This window comes from Paramesorhizobium endophyticum (assembly GCF_014640615.1).
GTDB lineage: Bacteria > Pseudomonadota > Alphaproteobacteria > Rhizobiales > Rhizobiaceae > Paramesorhizobium > Paramesorhizobium endophyticum.
Genome location: NZ_BMHH01000004.1, coordinates 217,447 through 232,614, shown reverse-complemented (window position 1 = coordinate 232,614; position 15,168 = coordinate 217,447). Strand labels below are relative to the sequence as shown.

At 63.1% G+C, this 15,168-nt stretch carries 13 protein-coding genes; 9 read left to right on the top strand and 4 right to left on the bottom strand.

The genetic code is table 11. From position 1 onward, the window contains the following. Positions 1-15 precede the first annotated feature (15 nt). From IEX53_RS07090 to IEX53_RS07060, 7 genes are all read left to right on the top strand, one after another. Entirely contained in the window at positions 16-819 is an 804-nt protein-coding gene (locus IEX53_RS07090) for a class I SAM-dependent methyltransferase (RefSeq protein WP_188822836.1), read from the top strand. Between the two features lie 227 nt (positions 820-1,046). Beyond that, on the top strand, positions 1,047-2,177 hold the full coding sequence (locus tag IEX53_RS07085; protein WP_188822835.1) for an ABC transporter ATP-binding protein: 1,131 nt from the start codon (positions 1,047-1,049) through the stop codon (positions 2,175-2,177). A 25-nt stretch (positions 2,178-2,202) separates the two neighbouring features. Then, on the top strand, positions 2,203-3,339 hold the full coding sequence (locus tag IEX53_RS07080; protein ID WP_188822833.1) for an ABC transporter substrate-binding protein: 1,137 nt from the start codon (positions 2,203-2,205) through the stop codon (positions 3,337-3,339). A gap of 264 nt (positions 3,340-3,603) precedes the next feature. Further along, complete coding sequence (locus IEX53_RS07075; protein WP_188822831.1) at positions 3,604-4,425, top strand: ABC transporter permease; 822 nt, start codon at positions 3,604-3,606, stop codon at positions 4,423-4,425. Next, on the top strand, positions 4,422-5,222 hold the full coding sequence (locus IEX53_RS07070) for an ABC transporter permease (protein WP_188822829.1): 801 nt from the start codon (positions 4,422-4,424) through the stop codon (positions 5,220-5,222). Before IEX53_RS07075 ends, IEX53_RS07070 begins: the two co-directional genes overlap by 4 nt. Further along, a complete protein-coding gene (locus IEX53_RS07065) occupies positions 5,219-6,241 on the top strand; it encodes a LacI family DNA-binding transcriptional regulator (protein WP_373288597.1) in 1,023 nt (340 codons plus the stop codon). Before IEX53_RS07070 ends, IEX53_RS07065 begins: the two co-directional genes overlap by 4 nt. Positions 6,242-6,272: 31 nt before the next feature. Beyond that, complete coding sequence (locus IEX53_RS07060) at positions 6,273-7,040, top strand: phosphodiesterase (protein WP_188822827.1); 768 nt, start codon at positions 6,273-6,275, stop codon at positions 7,038-7,040. Here the strand turns inward: IEX53_RS07060 and IEX53_RS07055 are convergent. Then, positions 7,029-7,916 carry a LysR family transcriptional regulator gene (locus IEX53_RS07055; RefSeq protein ID WP_188822826.1) on the bottom strand — a complete coding sequence of 296 codons (888 nt, stop codon included), beginning with the start codon at positions 7,914-7,916 and terminating at the stop codon, positions 7,029-7,031. The genes IEX53_RS07060 and IEX53_RS07055 overlap by 12 nt on opposite strands. Positions 7,917-8,008: 92 nt before the next feature. Here IEX53_RS07055 and IEX53_RS07050 point away from each other — a divergent pair, with 92 nt between their 5' ends. After that, positions 8,009-8,584, top strand: coding sequence for an NAD(P)H-dependent oxidoreductase (locus IEX53_RS07050; protein ID WP_188822824.1), 576 nt, complete (start codon positions 8,009-8,011; stop codon positions 8,582-8,584). On the opposite strand, the gene IEX53_RS07045 is transcribed toward IEX53_RS07050, so the two are convergent. Further along, complete coding sequence (locus IEX53_RS07045; RefSeq protein WP_188822822.1) at positions 8,585-9,604, bottom strand: glycoside hydrolase family 25 protein; 1,020 nt, start codon at positions 9,602-9,604, stop codon at positions 8,585-8,587. A gap of 246 nt (positions 9,605-9,850) precedes the next feature. Here IEX53_RS07045 and IEX53_RS07040 point away from each other — a divergent pair, with 246 nt between their 5' ends. Continuing rightward, on the top strand, positions 9,851-11,845 hold the full coding sequence (locus IEX53_RS07040) for a PhoX family protein (RefSeq protein ID WP_188822821.1): 1,995 nt from the start codon (positions 9,851-9,853) through the stop codon (positions 11,843-11,845). 161 nt (positions 11,846-12,006) lie between these two features. Here IEX53_RS07040 and IEX53_RS07035 read toward each other — a convergent pair whose 3' ends face one another. Both IEX53_RS07035 and nirD read right to left on the bottom strand, forming a co-directional pair. Then, complete coding sequence (locus IEX53_RS07035; RefSeq protein WP_188822819.1) at positions 12,007-14,829, bottom strand: nitrate reductase; 2,823 nt, start codon at positions 14,827-14,829, stop codon at positions 12,007-12,009. Then, positions 14,830-15,168: a nitrite reductase small subunit NirD gene (nirD, locus tag IEX53_RS07030; RefSeq protein WP_188822817.1), complete on the bottom strand. Its 339-nt coding sequence runs from the start codon at positions 15,166-15,168 to the stop codon at positions 14,830-14,832.

Below are 15,168 nucleotides of genomic sequence, written 5' to 3'. Positions count from 1 at the left end.
GTGGGGATATTTTCCATGGACGGAGCCGTAAACGGATCGAATTTCAGCCTGCGTGAGGAGATCAAGGCCTATTGGTCGGAGCGCGCGGCAAGTTTCGACCAGTCTCCCGGCCACGGCATCTTTTCCGAGGACGAACGCGCCGCCTGGCATCGGCTCATCGTCAAGCATCTGGGCGAAGGTACGGGCACCGCGCTGGACCTTGCCAGCGGCACGGGTGTCGTCTCCTGCCTGCTGGATGATCTGGGCTTCCGCGTAACCGGTATGGACTGGGCCGAGCCGATGCTCGACCTCGCCCGCGCCAAGGCGAAAGCGCAGGGCCGCGACATCGCGTTCCGGATGGGGGATGCGGAGAATACGCTGGAGCCGGACGATCATTACGACGTCATTACCAACCGCCATCTCGTCTGGACGCTGATCGACCCCGAAGCCGCATTTCGTGAATGGCTGCGTGTGCTGAAGCCGGGCGGTTCCGTGCTCATCGTCGATGGCGATTTTGTTAATTCGCGTCCTCTTGAGCGGCTCCTCCAGAAATTCGCGGCGCTGTCGCAGCGTCTGGGATTAACCCGGCCCGAGCCGGTGAAACTGTCCCCGGGACAGATCGCGACCCACCGGAGCATTCTCTCGCGGGTGCATTTTTCCGGCGGCGCACGGGCCGAAGCCGTCGCGGAACTGCTGCGGAAAGCGGGGTTTCAGGATGTGATCATCGACACGAATTTGCGGCAGATCCACCGCGCGCAAGGAAAGCAGATGGGGTTCTGGAAGGGGCTGGCCCGGGATGTGCAGCATCGGTATGCGATTCGGGCGAGGAAGGTGTTGTAGAGCCTTCTTTTGAAACGCTGGCGTGACACCCCCCTCTGCCCGGCAGGGCAGAGGGGGGTGGGCGCAGGAGGAACCGAAAAGCGCAATGACGCCCGCTCCCCAATTGGTGGCAAAGTTGGGCGGAGCGATGTGCATTTCGTCATCTCCCCGTTATGAACGCCCATTATAGCTCCACCCGCTGAGGGGCATCTTCCGCCCTTCGTTGCACAGCTGTGCAAAGGGTGAAAATGGGCGAAAATGCATTTCTTGAGATCAAGGATCTGGCGGTCGGCTATGGCGCGACGCAGGTGCTGCGTGGGCTGAATCTCGATATCTGCAAGGGCGAGTTCGTGGCGCTGTTGGGCTCTTCCGGCTGCGGCAAGACCACGCTGCTGCGCGCAATCGCCGGCTTCGTGCAGCCATCTGCAGGCCGCATTGCCGTGGCGGGCAAGGATGTGACGCCGCTTTCCCCCGACCGTCGCGGCATGGCGCTCGTCTTCCAGTCCTATGCGCTCTGGCCGCATATGACGGTGGCGCAGAACATCGGCTATGGATTGAAGCTCAAGGGCCTGCCGCGCGCGGACATCGCCCGCCGCGTCGGCGAGCTGGAGGAACTGCTCGGCCTTTCCGGTCTCGGTGGCCGCAAGCCCGCTGCGCTCTCGGGCGGGCAGCGCCAGCGCGTCGCGCTTGGCCGGGCGCTGGCGGTGGACCCGCAGATCCTGCTGCTCGATGAGCCACTCTCCAATCTCGACGCGCGCATTCGCCTAAAGGTGCGGCACGACATCACCGCGCTGCAAAAGCGGCTCGGCATTACGGCGGTGCATGTCACCCATGACCGCGAGGAAGCGATGGTGATGGCCGACCGCATCGTCATCATGGCGGCGGGAGAGATCGCGCAACAGGGCACGCCGCAGGAGGTCTACAACCGCCCCGCCTCCCCCTTCGTCGCCGCCTTCATGGGCGCAGAGAATATGCTCGCCCTGACAGGCACGATCCGCGGCGATGAGATCATGATCGACGCCGGACCCGGCAATGCCCGCGCCGTGCTGCCACTCTACGGGCGTAACCTCGTGAGCGGCGCGTTCGAGGCGCGCTTCCGTTCCGAGGCGGCGGAGTTGGTTTCCGGCGAAGCAAGTAGCGAACCTCCTTCCGGCGCGCTTGAGTTGACTGGCCATGTGGAGGCGGCGAGCTATCCGGGGGGGCTCTGGCGGCATTCCGTGAGCGTCGGGCCGCAGACGTTACTGGTCGACGCCCCCTCTCCTTACGAGCGCGGCGCGGCGGTGCGGATACGCATCCCCGCGGACAGGCTCTTTCTCTTCAACACCCAATCCCAGCAGGCGGGCGGGAAGGCCCGAATGCTGGAAGCATCCGACGCATGATTTTCACCAACCGGAGACGCAACCGATGAAGTCACTCCTTCAGGCAACACTCGCCCTCAGCCTCGCGGCTTCGCCCGCCGGCGCGGCGGAACTCACCATTATGACCGCGGGCGATCAGAACATGGTCGACTACGTCAACAATTATCTCGGGCCGCTTTTCGAAAAGCAGAACCCCGGCAACACCGTGCGCGTCGTCGGCACCGGCCCGGGCGATGCGGGCTCGCAGAAGATCGTCGAGCGCTTCCAGGCGCAGAAGCAGGCTGCCGCCAAGGTCTGGGATACGGACGTTGCCGTCGCGCATGAGAAGTTCGTCGGCCCGATGGTCGAGGGTGGCGACCTGGAGGCCTATCGCGACCGTATTTCCACTGGCAAGCTGGTAACGCGGGCCAATGCCGACAAGGCGCTGGGCGCGGATGTACGCGGCTATGTCATGCCGATGTTCAACAGCCAGACGGCAATTGCCTATAACCCGGCTCTCGTTCCGAACCCGCCCAAGAGCTATGCGGGACTGGCAGAATGGGCAAAGGCCAACCCCAAGCAGTTCGGCTACAATGGCATCAAGGGCGGCGCGTCCGGCGTCAGCTTCGTCATGGGCTGGATTTATGCCTTCGGCGACGGCGATGCCAACAAGCTGATGAACGGCCCGTTCGAGGAAGCCGAAACGAAGAAGTGGGACAAGGCTTTCGCCGGCCTCAAGGAATTCACGCAGAATGCCACGCTCACTCCCGGCAATGCCGGCACGCTTGACCTTCTCTCACGCGGCGAGATCGCCATGGGACCGGTCTGGGTCGACATGTTCTATTCCTGGCAGGCGAACGGCCAATTGCCGCCTGAGTTCAAGCTGTTCCTTCCCGCCCCCGGAATGCCCGGCCAGCCGATGCATTATGTGATCCCTGCCAATGCGCCCAACAAGGAACTGGCTGAGAAGTTCGTGGAGCTCGCCACCAGCCCGAAAGTGCAGGCCGAGGGCATCGTCAAGCGCTTCAACTGGTATCCCGGCATCGATGCGCAGCATGTGAAAGCGGAACTCGATGACGCGACGTGGAACAAGCTCTTCGTCGACATCACCCCTGATGATCTCGCCAGGAACGGCAAACCCTTCCCGATCGCGCCCTATAACAAGGCGATCCTGGAGGCGTATGAGCGGCAGGCGGTAAATTGAGGTAGGTCAGCGGAAAAAACAGAACCAGAGACGTGGGCGCTCTACGTCGCCCCCCTCTGCCCTGCCGGGCATCTCCCCCGCAAGGGGGGAGATTACGCCTTCATCAACGTTCGGCATCAATCGCGGATGTAAGAGGATGAGAGCCGTGCGTCGCATCAGCCAATCTCCCCCCTTGCGGGGGAGATGTCCGGCAGGACAGAGGGGGGCGCTGTCCCGCCAGCGTTTCAATGAGGCCTTTTCCTTGTCCAAACATTTCCGATGACCATGCCCAAATCGCTCCTTGGCCTCCTCCTTATCCTCCCCGCGCTGGCGGTGATCGTCCTGCTGTTCGTCGTCCCGCTGGCTGCGTCCGTCATCGGCGCGTTCGCGCTTGAGCATGGCTATGGCCTCGGCAACTTCACCAAGGCGTTCGAGCTTTACACCTCCGACATAATCTTCACCGTCGTCATCGTCACCCTCTCCACGGCGCTGATCGGCATATTCTCGGTCGCTATCGGCGGCTATCTGACGCTGGGCGAGAACCCGCGCGCGGTAGCGATCCTGCGCTGGCTCTATCGCTGGCCGCTTTTCATCCCCTTCATCGTGGTAGGTCAGATTCTGCGAACCTTCCTCGCCAAGAACGGCCTCATGAACAATGTGCTCGTCGCCTCCGGCATTATCACCCCGTTGCAGGCCATGAGTTTTCTCGACTGGCGCGGCATTGTTATCGCGTTTGTATGGAAGCAGACGCCCTTCGTCGCGCTGCTGGTGGCGGGAGCGATGGCTTCGGTCGATCGCGGCACCATCGAGGCCGCGCGGAACCTTGGCGCATCCCGCCTGCGCATCCTCATCGAAATCCTGGTGCCACAAGTGGCATCCACGCTGATGGTCGGGCTCATTCTTTCCTTCGTCACGATGATGTCGGTGCTCTCGGTGCCGCTGATGATCAACGCCCAGTCGCCGACCATGCTGACAGCGGACATCGCCTTCCGCATCAACGCCTATGGCGATTACGGCCTCGCCAATGCGCTCGGCCTCATCTCGCTTCTTATCACGGCCTGCGCTGCCTGGGCTTATCTGCGTCACAGCATGAGGGAACGGGCATGAGCCTTAAATGGATACCCCGCGCCCTGCTCCTGGGGCTTCTTGCCTTCATCATCTTCGGGCCGCTCGCCAATCTGCTTCTCTGGACCGTGGCGGAGCGCTGGTATTTCCCGCATGCGCTGCCGCTCGATTACGGGTTCAGCTATTGGGAGCGCGTGTTCAGCCCGCGCGGCAATGCGCTGGAATCGCTTGCAAACAGCGTGTTCGTGGCGGTGCTTACGGTGATCGTCGCGCTGGCGCTCGCCGTTCCCGCCGGCTACGCACTCGCCCGGCTGAAACTGCCGTTCCGCGCGGCAATCCTGCTTGCCTTCCTCATCCCGCAGGCTTTCCCCAATCTGCCTGTTTATGTGAACATCGCGCGGCTGTTCTATCAGTTCGGCCTCAATGGCACGATCGCGGGCGTCGTCCTCGTCCATGTCACCCATGGCCTCGTTTATGCGGTGTGGATCGCGACGGCGGCCTTCGCGGCGGTGGATGGCGAACTGGAACAGGCTGCCCGCTCGCTCGGGGCTAGCGCCATGCGCGCCTTCCGCGACGTGACCCTGCCGCTCGCCGCGCCCGGCCTTCTTGCCAGCGCCATCTTCGTGTTTCTGGAATCGCTCGACGAGTTCACCGGAAGCTATTTCGTCGGCGCGCCGGATGTGAACCTCCTACCACTGCTGCTTTATACGGCAAGCGCCGGAGGCAATTACCAGGTGGCGTCGATCACGGCGCTGCTGTTGCTCATTCCCTCCATCGCCTTCATGCTGGTTGTGGAGCGGTTCCTGAAATCGGATGTCTTGTCGAAGGTCGGGCATTGAAAATTTCACCGGCAGAGCAACGTGGTTTCGTCAGCGCCCAGCAGGTGGCCGAACGGGCGGGGGTTTCCCGTTCCGCAGTCTCCCGCGCCTTCACGCCGGGCGCGAGCATCGCCGCCGAGACGCGCGAGAAGGTGATGCGCGCGGCGGCGGAACTCGGCTATCAGGTCAACGATCTGGCGCGCGGGCTTCTCGCCAATCGCAGCCGGCTCGTCGGCCTCGTCGCCACAAAGCCGGAACTGGGCTTCCGCGCCCATCTGGTGACGACGCTGACGCGTGGCCTGATCCGGCGCGGCAATGTGCCCCTGCTCATCAACACCGGCAGTTCGGGCGAGGAGGTACGGGCGGCGGAGATGGCGTTGTTCGGCTATCGCGCCGAGGCGACGATCATTTTATCCGGCTCCCCACCCGCCTCCTTCGCTGAGCTTGCCCGGCAGAACGGCCAGCCGCTGGTCATGATCGGCCGCTCGGAGCCCGATTGCGACCATGTGCGCATCGACAATGCCGGTGCGGCGAAGAAGGCGGCGGCGCTGTTCGTGGCGCGGGGCGCGCGGTGGCTGGGTCTTGCCGGGTCGGCGTCAGGCACGCCCAGCATCGTCGAGCGCCAGCGCGCCTTCGTGGATGAAGCGCGGCGGCTCGGCGCGGAGGTAACGGTCGCCACCGGCGAGGATTCCGATTATACGGGCGGGCAGGAAGCGGCGAAAACCCTGTTCAACCGTCCTGACCGTCCGCAGGCGGTCTTCTGCGTCAACGATCTGATCGCGTTCGGGCTCATCGACACCGCGCGCCGTCATTTCGCGCTGCGCGTGCCGGAGGATGTCTCGGTGATCGGTTTCGATGATATCCCCGAGGCGGCGTGGGATGCTTACCGGCTCAGCACCTTCCGGCAGGATCCGGCGGAGATTGCCACCCGCGCCATCGAACATCTCGATCGCCGCCTCGCCGATCCTCACGCCCCGCCATCCACCGCACATCTCGAAGCGGTCTTCATCGAGCGGCACAGCACGCTTGGTGAAATATGATAGAAAGCCAGTTCTCCTTGGGAATCACGCCATGAAAATCATCCAGGTTTCCGATCTTCATCTGACCGCGCCGGGCGGGACGCTTTCCGGCATCGATCCGCTCGCACGGCTGGAAGATTGCATCGCCGATTTGAACCGTCATCATGCCGATGCGGACCTCATCATCTTCTCCGGCGACCTGACGAATAATGGCGAACCTGAAGCCTATGCGGCGCTAAAGGACCGGCTCGCTACTCTCATCGCCCCTTACCGGCTCATGATGGGCAATCACGACGCTCGCGCCGCCTTTCGGGAGGCTTTCCCCGACGCGCCTGGCGAAGACGGCTTCATCCAATCCTTCGCCGATCTCGGCGGGACGAGGGCCATTCTCCTCGACACGCTGGAGGAAGGGCATATTGAAGGACGTCTATGCGAAGCGCGGCTTGCTTGGCTCGACAGCGTACTTTCCGGTACGCCAGAAGGCGCGCTCATCTTCATGCACCACCCGCCGTTCTCCATTGGCATTCCCTCGCTCGACAAATGGCGGCTCGCCGATGCCGAGGCGCTGCGCGGCCTGCTGAGCCGGCACTGCAATGTGCGCCACATCTTCGCCGGGCACGTGCATCGCTTTGCGGCGGGCAGCTGGGGCGGCATTCCGTTCGTGACGGTGCGCAGCACAGGCATTCAATCCGCGCTGGCGTTCACCGGGCCGCACAAGCCCAGCTTCGAGGCTCCTGCCTATGCGGTCATCCTGGGGGATAGCGAGGATATCATTGTCCACCAGCATGAGTTTCCATGCAGGGATCGCTCAACCACGTAACAACCGCTCCAGAATCCCCGCCGCGTGCTGGAGCGCCGTGTCCCTGGCGCGGCGCTTGTGCCAGGCGAGGTGCAAGGGAAAGCCGGCAACGGGGATAGGCGGGGCGAAGCTCATAAGCGTACCCTCCGGTACGCAGCGCGAGGGCAGCATCGCAATCATATCCGAGCCTTGCAGAAGCGGCGGCACCATCTGGAAATTCGGCACCACCAGCCCGACGCGCCGCGCAAGGCCAAGCCGGGAGAGCTCCGCGTCGAGCGGCGAGCGCACATCGCCCTTTCCCGAAACCAGAATGTGCGGATAGGCGAGCCATCGATCGAGGCTGAAATTTTCCGCCGCCGGATGGTTCTTGCGCATGGCGATGAGATAATGCTCGTGCAGCAGTTCCTCGCGGTGAAGATCGTCTTCCAGCGGTGGGAAGACGGAGATTGCCAGATCGCTCGTCCCGCCGGTCAGGGCCTCACGCGCCGCATCCGCTCCGTGCCAGGGCTGAATGACGAGATCGATACCGGGGGCCGACCGCTGCAATTCCTGTTGCAGCGGGACGATGACGAACAGCGCCGGATAATCCGCCATGGTGATCCGCAGGGTCTGGCGGATGTCGCGGAGCGGTATTTCCGGCGCGTCGATAAGCCCGGCAGCATCGGCGAGCAGCGATTTCAGCGGCGCCCGCAGTGCCTCCGCCTTTGGTGTGAGACGCATGATGCCGCGCCCCCGCTCCAAGAGATCGTCACGGAAGAGATGGCGGCAGCGCTGCAAGGCCGCCGACGTAGCAGGCTGCGAAAGGCCGAGCCGGTCGGCGGCGCGGCTGACATGGGCTTCCTCAAGCAGCGCATCGAGGATGACCAGCAGGTTGAGATCGATCGAGCGTAAATTCATGGAATAAATAATAGGCCATATCGTTAATCGATTGGAGTAATTTCTTAATTCAGCGCATCATGCCTCCATCGCTACATTGAAAGGAGGCGTCGATGCCGAAAACCCTGATCCTGCTGTTTCACCCCGATCTCTCCCGCTCGCGGGCCAATGCCGCGCTGGCCACCGCAGCGCGCACCATTCCAGATGTCGAGCTTGTCGACATGCAGGCGCTCTATCCCCATGGCATCGACCTCTTCCGGGATGGTGAGCGGGAAGCGGCACGGCTGCTTGCGGCCGACCGGATCGTGCTGCAATTTCCGGTGCAATGGTATTCCACCCCGCCGCTTCTCAAGGCCTGGCAGGATGCGGTGCTGACCCGCATGTTCTATATCGCCTACGAGACGGAAGGCCGCGTATTCGAGGGTACGCCGCTGCTCGTCGCCGCGACGGCGGGCAATGTGCCGGAGGCCTATCGCCCCGGCGGGCGCAACATGTTCGCAATGGAAGATCTGTTCGCACCCCTGCGCGCAACGGCGAACCGCTGCGGACTCGAATGGGCCAAGCCCTTCGTGCTCTATGAGGCTGACAAGCTCGATGCCGGGGCGCTGGAAGAGGCTACAGCCGAGTATGCTTTGGCCCTGCGCGGCTGGATCGAAACGACTCCCGCGCGGCAGACCAAGGCGGCGTGATCAACTCCCCGCCCGCGCCACCCAGCGGTGCCAGTGGTCCACGCTGCCGTTGAAGGCGTTCAAATCGATCTTGCCCTCCACCCCATGGGAGAGGCCAGAGCCGGAATATTGCCAGAACAGCCATTTGCGGCCCGGATAGCGCTTGGAGGGGTGCGCCGCCACGGAACGCAGCCAGAAGGGATAATCCAGAAATTCGCCCTTCAGATTGTCGCTATAAAAATCAGGCGCGGTGTAGATGATGGGGCGCTGCCCGTAATGGCGCTCCAGCTTCTCCATGAAGACCTTCATCTTCTCCAGCACGCGCTTGCGCGAGATGCGCTGGCTGCAGCGGGATTCGCCGTTCCACTCGACATCGATGACCGGCGGAAGCGCGCCTTCCACCTTCGGCACGTTTCGGATGAACCAGTCGGCCTGCTCGCCTGCGGTGCGGCACCAATAGAAGAAATGATAGGCGCCGCGCTTCAGCCCGGCCTCATGCGCCCTGCGCCAGTTGGTCTTGAACATCGGATCGAGATGGTCGCCGCCATCGGTCGCCTTGATATAGGCGAAGTTGGCGCCCTGCGAGCGTAGCTTCTCCCAGTCGATCTCGCCCTGCCAGCGCGACACATCGACGCCATGAACGGGAAGCGCCTTTGGCGACGCCCTGCCGAAATTGATCGGCTTGGCATCGCGGAAACGGCGGCTGTAGATGCGGCTACGCTCGACCGGTCCCGTCGGCTTCTGCGGAACGACGAAAGCGGCGGGTTCCACCTCCGGCCGCGGCTCGGGCACCCGGACGGGCGGGGCGGGCATGACGGGCGCGGCAACGGGCGTCACCAGCGCCATTTCCTGCTGCTGCGGCTGGGCGACCGGGGCGGGCGGCACTGGAGCAGGCGGCACGACATTTGCCGGCGGCGTGATGGAACTTGTCGTCTCAAGCGATGGCCGCGCCATGAGTTCGTCCACGCCGTCGCTCGTCGACGAGCAACCGGCCAGAACCATGCAGATGGGCACTATGGCCGACATGCCGAAAAAACGCATGGAACCCTTTACGCAATACGAGAACAAGACCCACTCCCAAGGCCCCATAACGCGGAGCCTCCTTCAGCAATTGCTAAAGCCAAATTGCAAATAAAGATTGAATCGAATTTTAACTTTTAGCTTTTGCTGAAGATTCCCGTCGCTCAGACGTGCGAAAGCCACACCCGTTTCATCTCACTGTTACATCCGGCTTCTAGAGCTTGGAAACGCTCTAAAGGGGGCATGTTTTCAAGTGAGGATAGCCAGATGAACGAGAACGTTTCACAGCAAACCCTGTTCAAGACGAGTCAGCTTGAGGAAGCCGACAGCGCGCCGCGCAACCCGACCGACAACCCGACCATGGGTGAGATCATCACCAAGCGCTTTTCGCGCCGTGGCTTTCTCCAGGGCTCTCTGGCGGTGTCGGCCATTGCGATGACGGTGAGCCCGCTGGCGCTCATGGCCGCTGACGACGCCAAGGCAGCGGGCAACGGTTCTGCCTTCTCTTTCAAGGAAGTGGAGGCAGGTGTCGACGCCAAGCACCATGTGGCGGAAGGCTATGACGCCGACGTGCTGCTGCGCTGGGGCGACCCGCTCTTCCCCGATGCGCCCGCTTTTGACCCGACCAAGCAGTCCGCGGATGCCCAGGCCAAGCAATTCGGCTACAACAACGATTATGTTGGCTATATCCCGCTCGAAGGCTCCTCGACGCATGGCCTGCTCGTGGTCAATCACGAATATACCAACCCGCATCTGATGTTCCCCGGCCTCGTCACCGTCGCCGATGGCAAGATCAAGCAGAACCCGCTCTCCAAGGAGCAGGTCGATGTCGAGATGGCCGCGCATGGCGGCACGATCGTCGAGATCAAGAAGGTGGACGGCAAGTGGCAGCCGGTGCTTGACGGCAAATATAACCGCCGCATCACCTCCAACACCGAGATGCAACTCTCCGGCCCCGCCGCCGGTCATGACCGGCTCAAGACCAAGGCCGACCCGACCGGCGCCAAGGTGTTCGGCACGGTCAACAATTGCGCCGGCGGCGTGACGCCCTGGCACACCTACATCATGGCCGAAGAGAACATCCACGGCTATTTCAGCGGCGAGTTGCCGGCCGATCACCCCGAAGCCGCCAATTACAAGCGCATGGGCATCCCCGAAGGCTCTTACGAATGGGCCAATTTCTACGACCGCTTCGACATTTCCAAGGAGCCGAACGAGCCGAACCGTTTCGGTTGGGTGGTCGAGGTCGATGCACTGGACCCGAATTCCGTGCCGAAGAAGCGCACTGCGCTGGGCCGCGTCAAGCATGAGGGCGCCGAGTCGATCGTGAACAAGGACGGCCGTGTCGTCTTTTATCTCGGCGACGATGAGCGCTTCGACTATGTCTATAAGTTCGTGACGGCGGGCAAGTTCAACCCCGACGACCGCGCGGCCAATATGGACCTGCTCGACGAGGGCACGCTCTATGTCGCCAAGTTCTCCGAGGACGGCACGGTCGAGTGGATGCCGCTCGTGTTCGGCCAGGGCCCGCTGACCGCCGAAAACGGCTTCAAGAGCCAGGCCGATGTGCTGATCGAGACCCGCCGTTCGGCAGATCTGCTCGGCGCGACCAAGATGGACCGCCCGGAAGACGTCCAGCCCAATGGCGTCAACGGTAAGGTCTATGTCATGCTGACCAACAACACCAAGCGTAAGGACGACCAAGTCGACGCCGCCAATCCGCGCGCCAAGAACGCTTTTGGCCACATCATCGAGATCGCCGAAGAGGGTGGCGACTTTGCGGCCACGAAGGGCAAGTGGGAAATCCTGCTGAAGTGCGGCGATCCCTCAGTTGCCGAAGTCGGTGCCACCTTCTCGACCGATACGACGAAGAACGGCTGGTTCGGCATGCCTGATAATTGCGCCGTCGACTCCGCCGGGCGCCTCTGGGTTTCCACCGACGGCAACAACAACAAGGACACCGGGCGCACCGATGGTCTTTGGGCTGTCGATACCGAAGGCGGCGCTCGCGCCACGTCGAAGCTCTTCTTCCGCGTGCCGGTTGGAGCCGAGATGTGCGGCCCGCTCTTTACGCCTGACGATGAGACGGCCTTCGTTGCGGTCCAGCATCCGGGCGATGGCGGCGAGGAATGGGAAGGCCATGGCCGTCCGTCCTATTACGAGGACCTCTCGACCCGCTGGCCCGACTTCCGCGACGACCTGCCGACCCGCCCGTCCGTGGTGGCGATTACGAAGCAGGGCGGCGGGAAGATCGCGGTTTAAGTGTCTGACACCTCCCCTCCCCCTTGCGGGGAGGGTGGCCCGAAGGGTCGGGTGGGGGTGGTGACGTTTGCGCTAGGGTTTTCGGAGCAAGCGCAAACGTCACCCCCCCATCCGCCCGCTAACGCGGCACCTTCCCCCCAAGGGGAAGGAAAGGGTCGGCGCTACTCCGCCGCCTGCGCCGGAACCTCCAGAAGATGCGCCTGCAGCATCGCGCTGATTTCCGAGCGGCAGGAGCCGCAATTGGTTCCGGCCTTGAGCAACACGCCTATGCCATCCACTGAGCCGCAGCCGCCTTCGATCGCCGCGGCAATCTGGTTGACGCCCACGGAAAAGCACGCGCAGACGGTCGCGCCGGGGTCCGGCTGGTCCGCGCCCGGCCGCCCGGCCATGATTGCGATACGCCGCCGGGGATTGTCATGGACCGCTCCGAGCTGCGCCACCGCCCAGTTGCGCGAAACCGCCACCGGCGTTCGTGCCGCATAGAAGGCAAGCACGACCTTGTCGCCGTCAAGGAAAGCGATGCGCCTGTCGCCGCTCTCCCGGTCGTGATAGGCAAGCGGGGAAAGCATGTCCGGCAGTTGCCAGGTCTCCCGGCACCATGTCTCCCAATCGTCGGGCACTTCGGCGAAGGCGCACTCCACGCGATAACCGTGCTCGACCTTGGCGAAGGCGAAATAATTAGCGTTTACGGATGAGGGGCGCGTTTGCGATACCGCAAAGCCATAATATCCGGCTCGATAGGGCTCCACCGACACCGCTACATGCTTCAGCGCCGGCTGGCCGGAGACGGGATCAGTCACCGGCGGCACCAGCGCATCGACGCGGGCATTGGAGGCAAACTGGTCCGTCCAGTGGATCGGCACGAACACCGCGCCCCTTGTTTGCCGCGGCGTGATGAGCGCCCGGACGAGGATTTCGCCATGCGGGCTGGCAATGCGCGCCAGCGCAGCATCGGAAATGCCAAGCATCGCCGCATCGTCAGGGTTGATCTCGGCGAAGGGTTCAGCGAGATGGCTTGACAGCCGCGCGCTCTTCGCCGTCCGCGTCATGGTATGCCACTGGTCGCGAATCCGTCCGGTGTTGAGTACCAGCGGGTACGCCGCGTTGACGCGTTCGGTGATGGTGGCCTGAACCGGAACGAACCGCGCCTTTCGGTCGGGGTGGTAGAAATGGCCGTTGGCGAAAAAGCGGATGGGCTGGCGCTCACCCCCCTCTGCCCTGCCGGGCATCTCCCCTTCAAAGGGGGAGATTGGCTGACGTGACTCTCCGCCTTCAATCTGCAACGTGGGCGATTGGTACCGGACGTCTATGAAGGCGTAATCTCCCCCCTTGAGGGGGAGATGGCCGGTAGAAAGGGGGGTGTCTCGCGCCGGAGCAGGCCATTGAAACGGCTCCAACTCATCATATTCCCCCCCTGAAAGCCCAGCATGCCCCCCGATATCGAAATCCCGCGCGCCCTTATTCTCAAACCCCGACAGACCAGCATGTTCGGCGAAAATCTCCGCCGGGTTCTCAAACGCAAACGCCTCACCGAATCCCATCCGCGTCGCCACCTCGCAGATGATTCGCCAGTCGGCGCGCGCCTCGCCGGGCGCTTCAAGAAACGACCGCTGCCTTGAAATCCGCCGCTCGGAATTTGTAACCGTCCCGTCCTTCTCGCCCCAGCCCAGGGCAGGAAGCAGGACATGGCCATATTGCGTCGTGTCCGTCTCGCGCATGATATCGGAGACGACGACGAACGGGCAATTGCGAAGGGCTTCTGCTACCGCGTCGGCATCCGGCATCGACACTACGGGATTCGTACCCATGATCCAGAGCGCCTTGATGCGACCGTCGGCCACCGCCTCGAACATCTCCACCGCCTTCTTCCCCGGCTTGTCGGCGATGATGGGCGCGTTCCAGAAGCGCTGGACGCGCTCGCGGTGTTCGGGATTCTCGATGGCCATATGGGCGGCGAGCATGTTGGCGAGGCCGCCGACCTCGCGCCCGCCCATGGCGTTGGGCTGCCCGGTGAGCGAAAACGGCCCCATGCCAGGCCTGCCGATGCGGCCCGTCGCCAGATGGCAATTGATGATGGCGTTGACCTTGTCGGTGCCCGAAGAGGACTGATTTACCCCCTGGCTGTAGCAGGTTACCACCCTCTCCGTCCCCTCGAACACCCTGTAGAAGGCCTCTATCTCCCCTTGCGAAAGGCCCGTCAGGGATATGATATCCGCCTCGCTCGCCCGCGCGGCCTCCAGAGTTTCCGCGAAACCGCTGGTATGGTCGCGGATGAAATCCTCGTCCAATGCCGGGCTGCGAGCGAGATGAACAAGGAGGCCGTTGAACAGCGCCACGTCCCCATCCGGGCGGATTTGCAGATATATATCGGCAATGTCGCAGGTCATGGTCCGACGCGGATCGATCACGACGATCTTCATATGCGGCCTTGCTGCCTTGGCCGCCGCGAGGCGCTGGTAGAGAACCGGATGGCACCAGGCGAGATTGGAGCCGGTGAGGATGACGAGGTCGGCCAGTTCCAGATCCTCATAGACACCCGGCACCGTATCCGCACCGAAAGCCCGCCTGTGCCCGGCCACCGATGAGGCCATGCAGAGCCGGGAGTTGGTGTCGATATTGGCCGAGCCGATGAAGCCCTTCATCAGCTTGTTGGCGACGTAATAATCCTCGGTCAGCAATTGCCCCGAGACATAGAATGCGACCGCATCCGGCCCATGCTCGGCAATCACCTCCGAGAATCTCCGCGCCACGAGATCGAGTGCTTCGTCCCAGCCCGCGCGCCTGCCATTGATGTCAGGATAAAGCAGCCGCCCGTCGTGATCGATAGTCTCCGCCAGTGCCGAACCCTTGGAGCAGAGCCGCCCGTAATTGGACGGATGTTCCGGATCGCCCCGCACACTCACCGCGCCATCCTCCGCCACACGCGCAATGACGCCGCAGCCGACGCCGCAATAGGGGCAGGTGGTTTTGGTTTCTACCGCCATCTATTCCGCCGCCGCCAGCATCAGGTTTTCGAGCGCAATGAACAGCTTACCCGCCTCGTTGCGCACGGGGATGGTCCGCACCTCGCCTTCATCCGCGCCCTGCGCCCTGCCCGTCTCCAGTGAAATCACCCAATTGTGCAGCGGGCAGGTGACGGCGCGGCCATGGACGATGCCCTGGCTCAAGGGGCCGCCCTTGTGCGGGCAATGATCCTCAATGGCGAAGACCTCGTTTTCCGCCGTACGGAACACGGCTATCTTGCCCTGCGGGGTCTTCACGCAGCGCGCGCCGCGTTGCGGAATGTCCGAGATATCGCCGACTTCAATCCATTTCATATCCAC

Coding starts and splice junctions, on each gene's coding strand:
- IEX53_RS07090 (WP_188822836.1), top strand. CDS start 16: ATGGACGGAGCCGTAAACGGATCGAATTTCAGCCTGCGTGAGGAGATC.
- IEX53_RS07085 (WP_188822835.1), top strand. CDS start 1,047: ATGGGCGAAAATGCATTTCTTGAGATCAAGGATCTGGCGGTCGGCTAT.
- IEX53_RS07080 (WP_188822833.1), top strand. CDS start 2,203: ATGAAGTCACTCCTTCAGGCAACACTCGCCCTCAGCCTCGCGGCTTCG.
- IEX53_RS07075 (WP_188822831.1), top strand. CDS start 3,604: ATGCCCAAATCGCTCCTTGGCCTCCTCCTTATCCTCCCCGCGCTGGCG.
- IEX53_RS07070 (WP_188822829.1), top strand. CDS start 4,422: ATGAGCCTTAAATGGATACCCCGCGCCCTGCTCCTGGGGCTTCTTGCC.
- IEX53_RS07060 (WP_188822827.1), top strand. CDS start 6,273: ATGAAAATCATCCAGGTTTCCGATCTTCATCTGACCGCGCCGGGCGGG.
- IEX53_RS07055 (WP_188822826.1), bottom strand. CDS start 7,916: ATGAATTTACGCTCGATCGATCTCAACCTGCTGGTCATCCTCGATGCG.
- IEX53_RS07050 (WP_188822824.1), top strand. CDS start 8,009: ATGCCGAAAACCCTGATCCTGCTGTTTCACCCCGATCTCTCCCGCTCG.
- IEX53_RS07045 (WP_188822822.1), bottom strand. CDS start 9,604: ATGCGTTTTTTCGGCATGTCGGCCATAGTGCCCATCTGCATGGTTCTG.
- IEX53_RS07040 (WP_188822821.1), top strand. CDS start 9,851: ATGAACGAGAACGTTTCACAGCAAACCCTGTTCAAGACGAGTCAGCTT.
- IEX53_RS07035 (WP_188822819.1), bottom strand. CDS start 14,829: ATGGCGGTAGAAACCAAAACCACCTGCCCCTATTGCGGCGTCGGCTGC.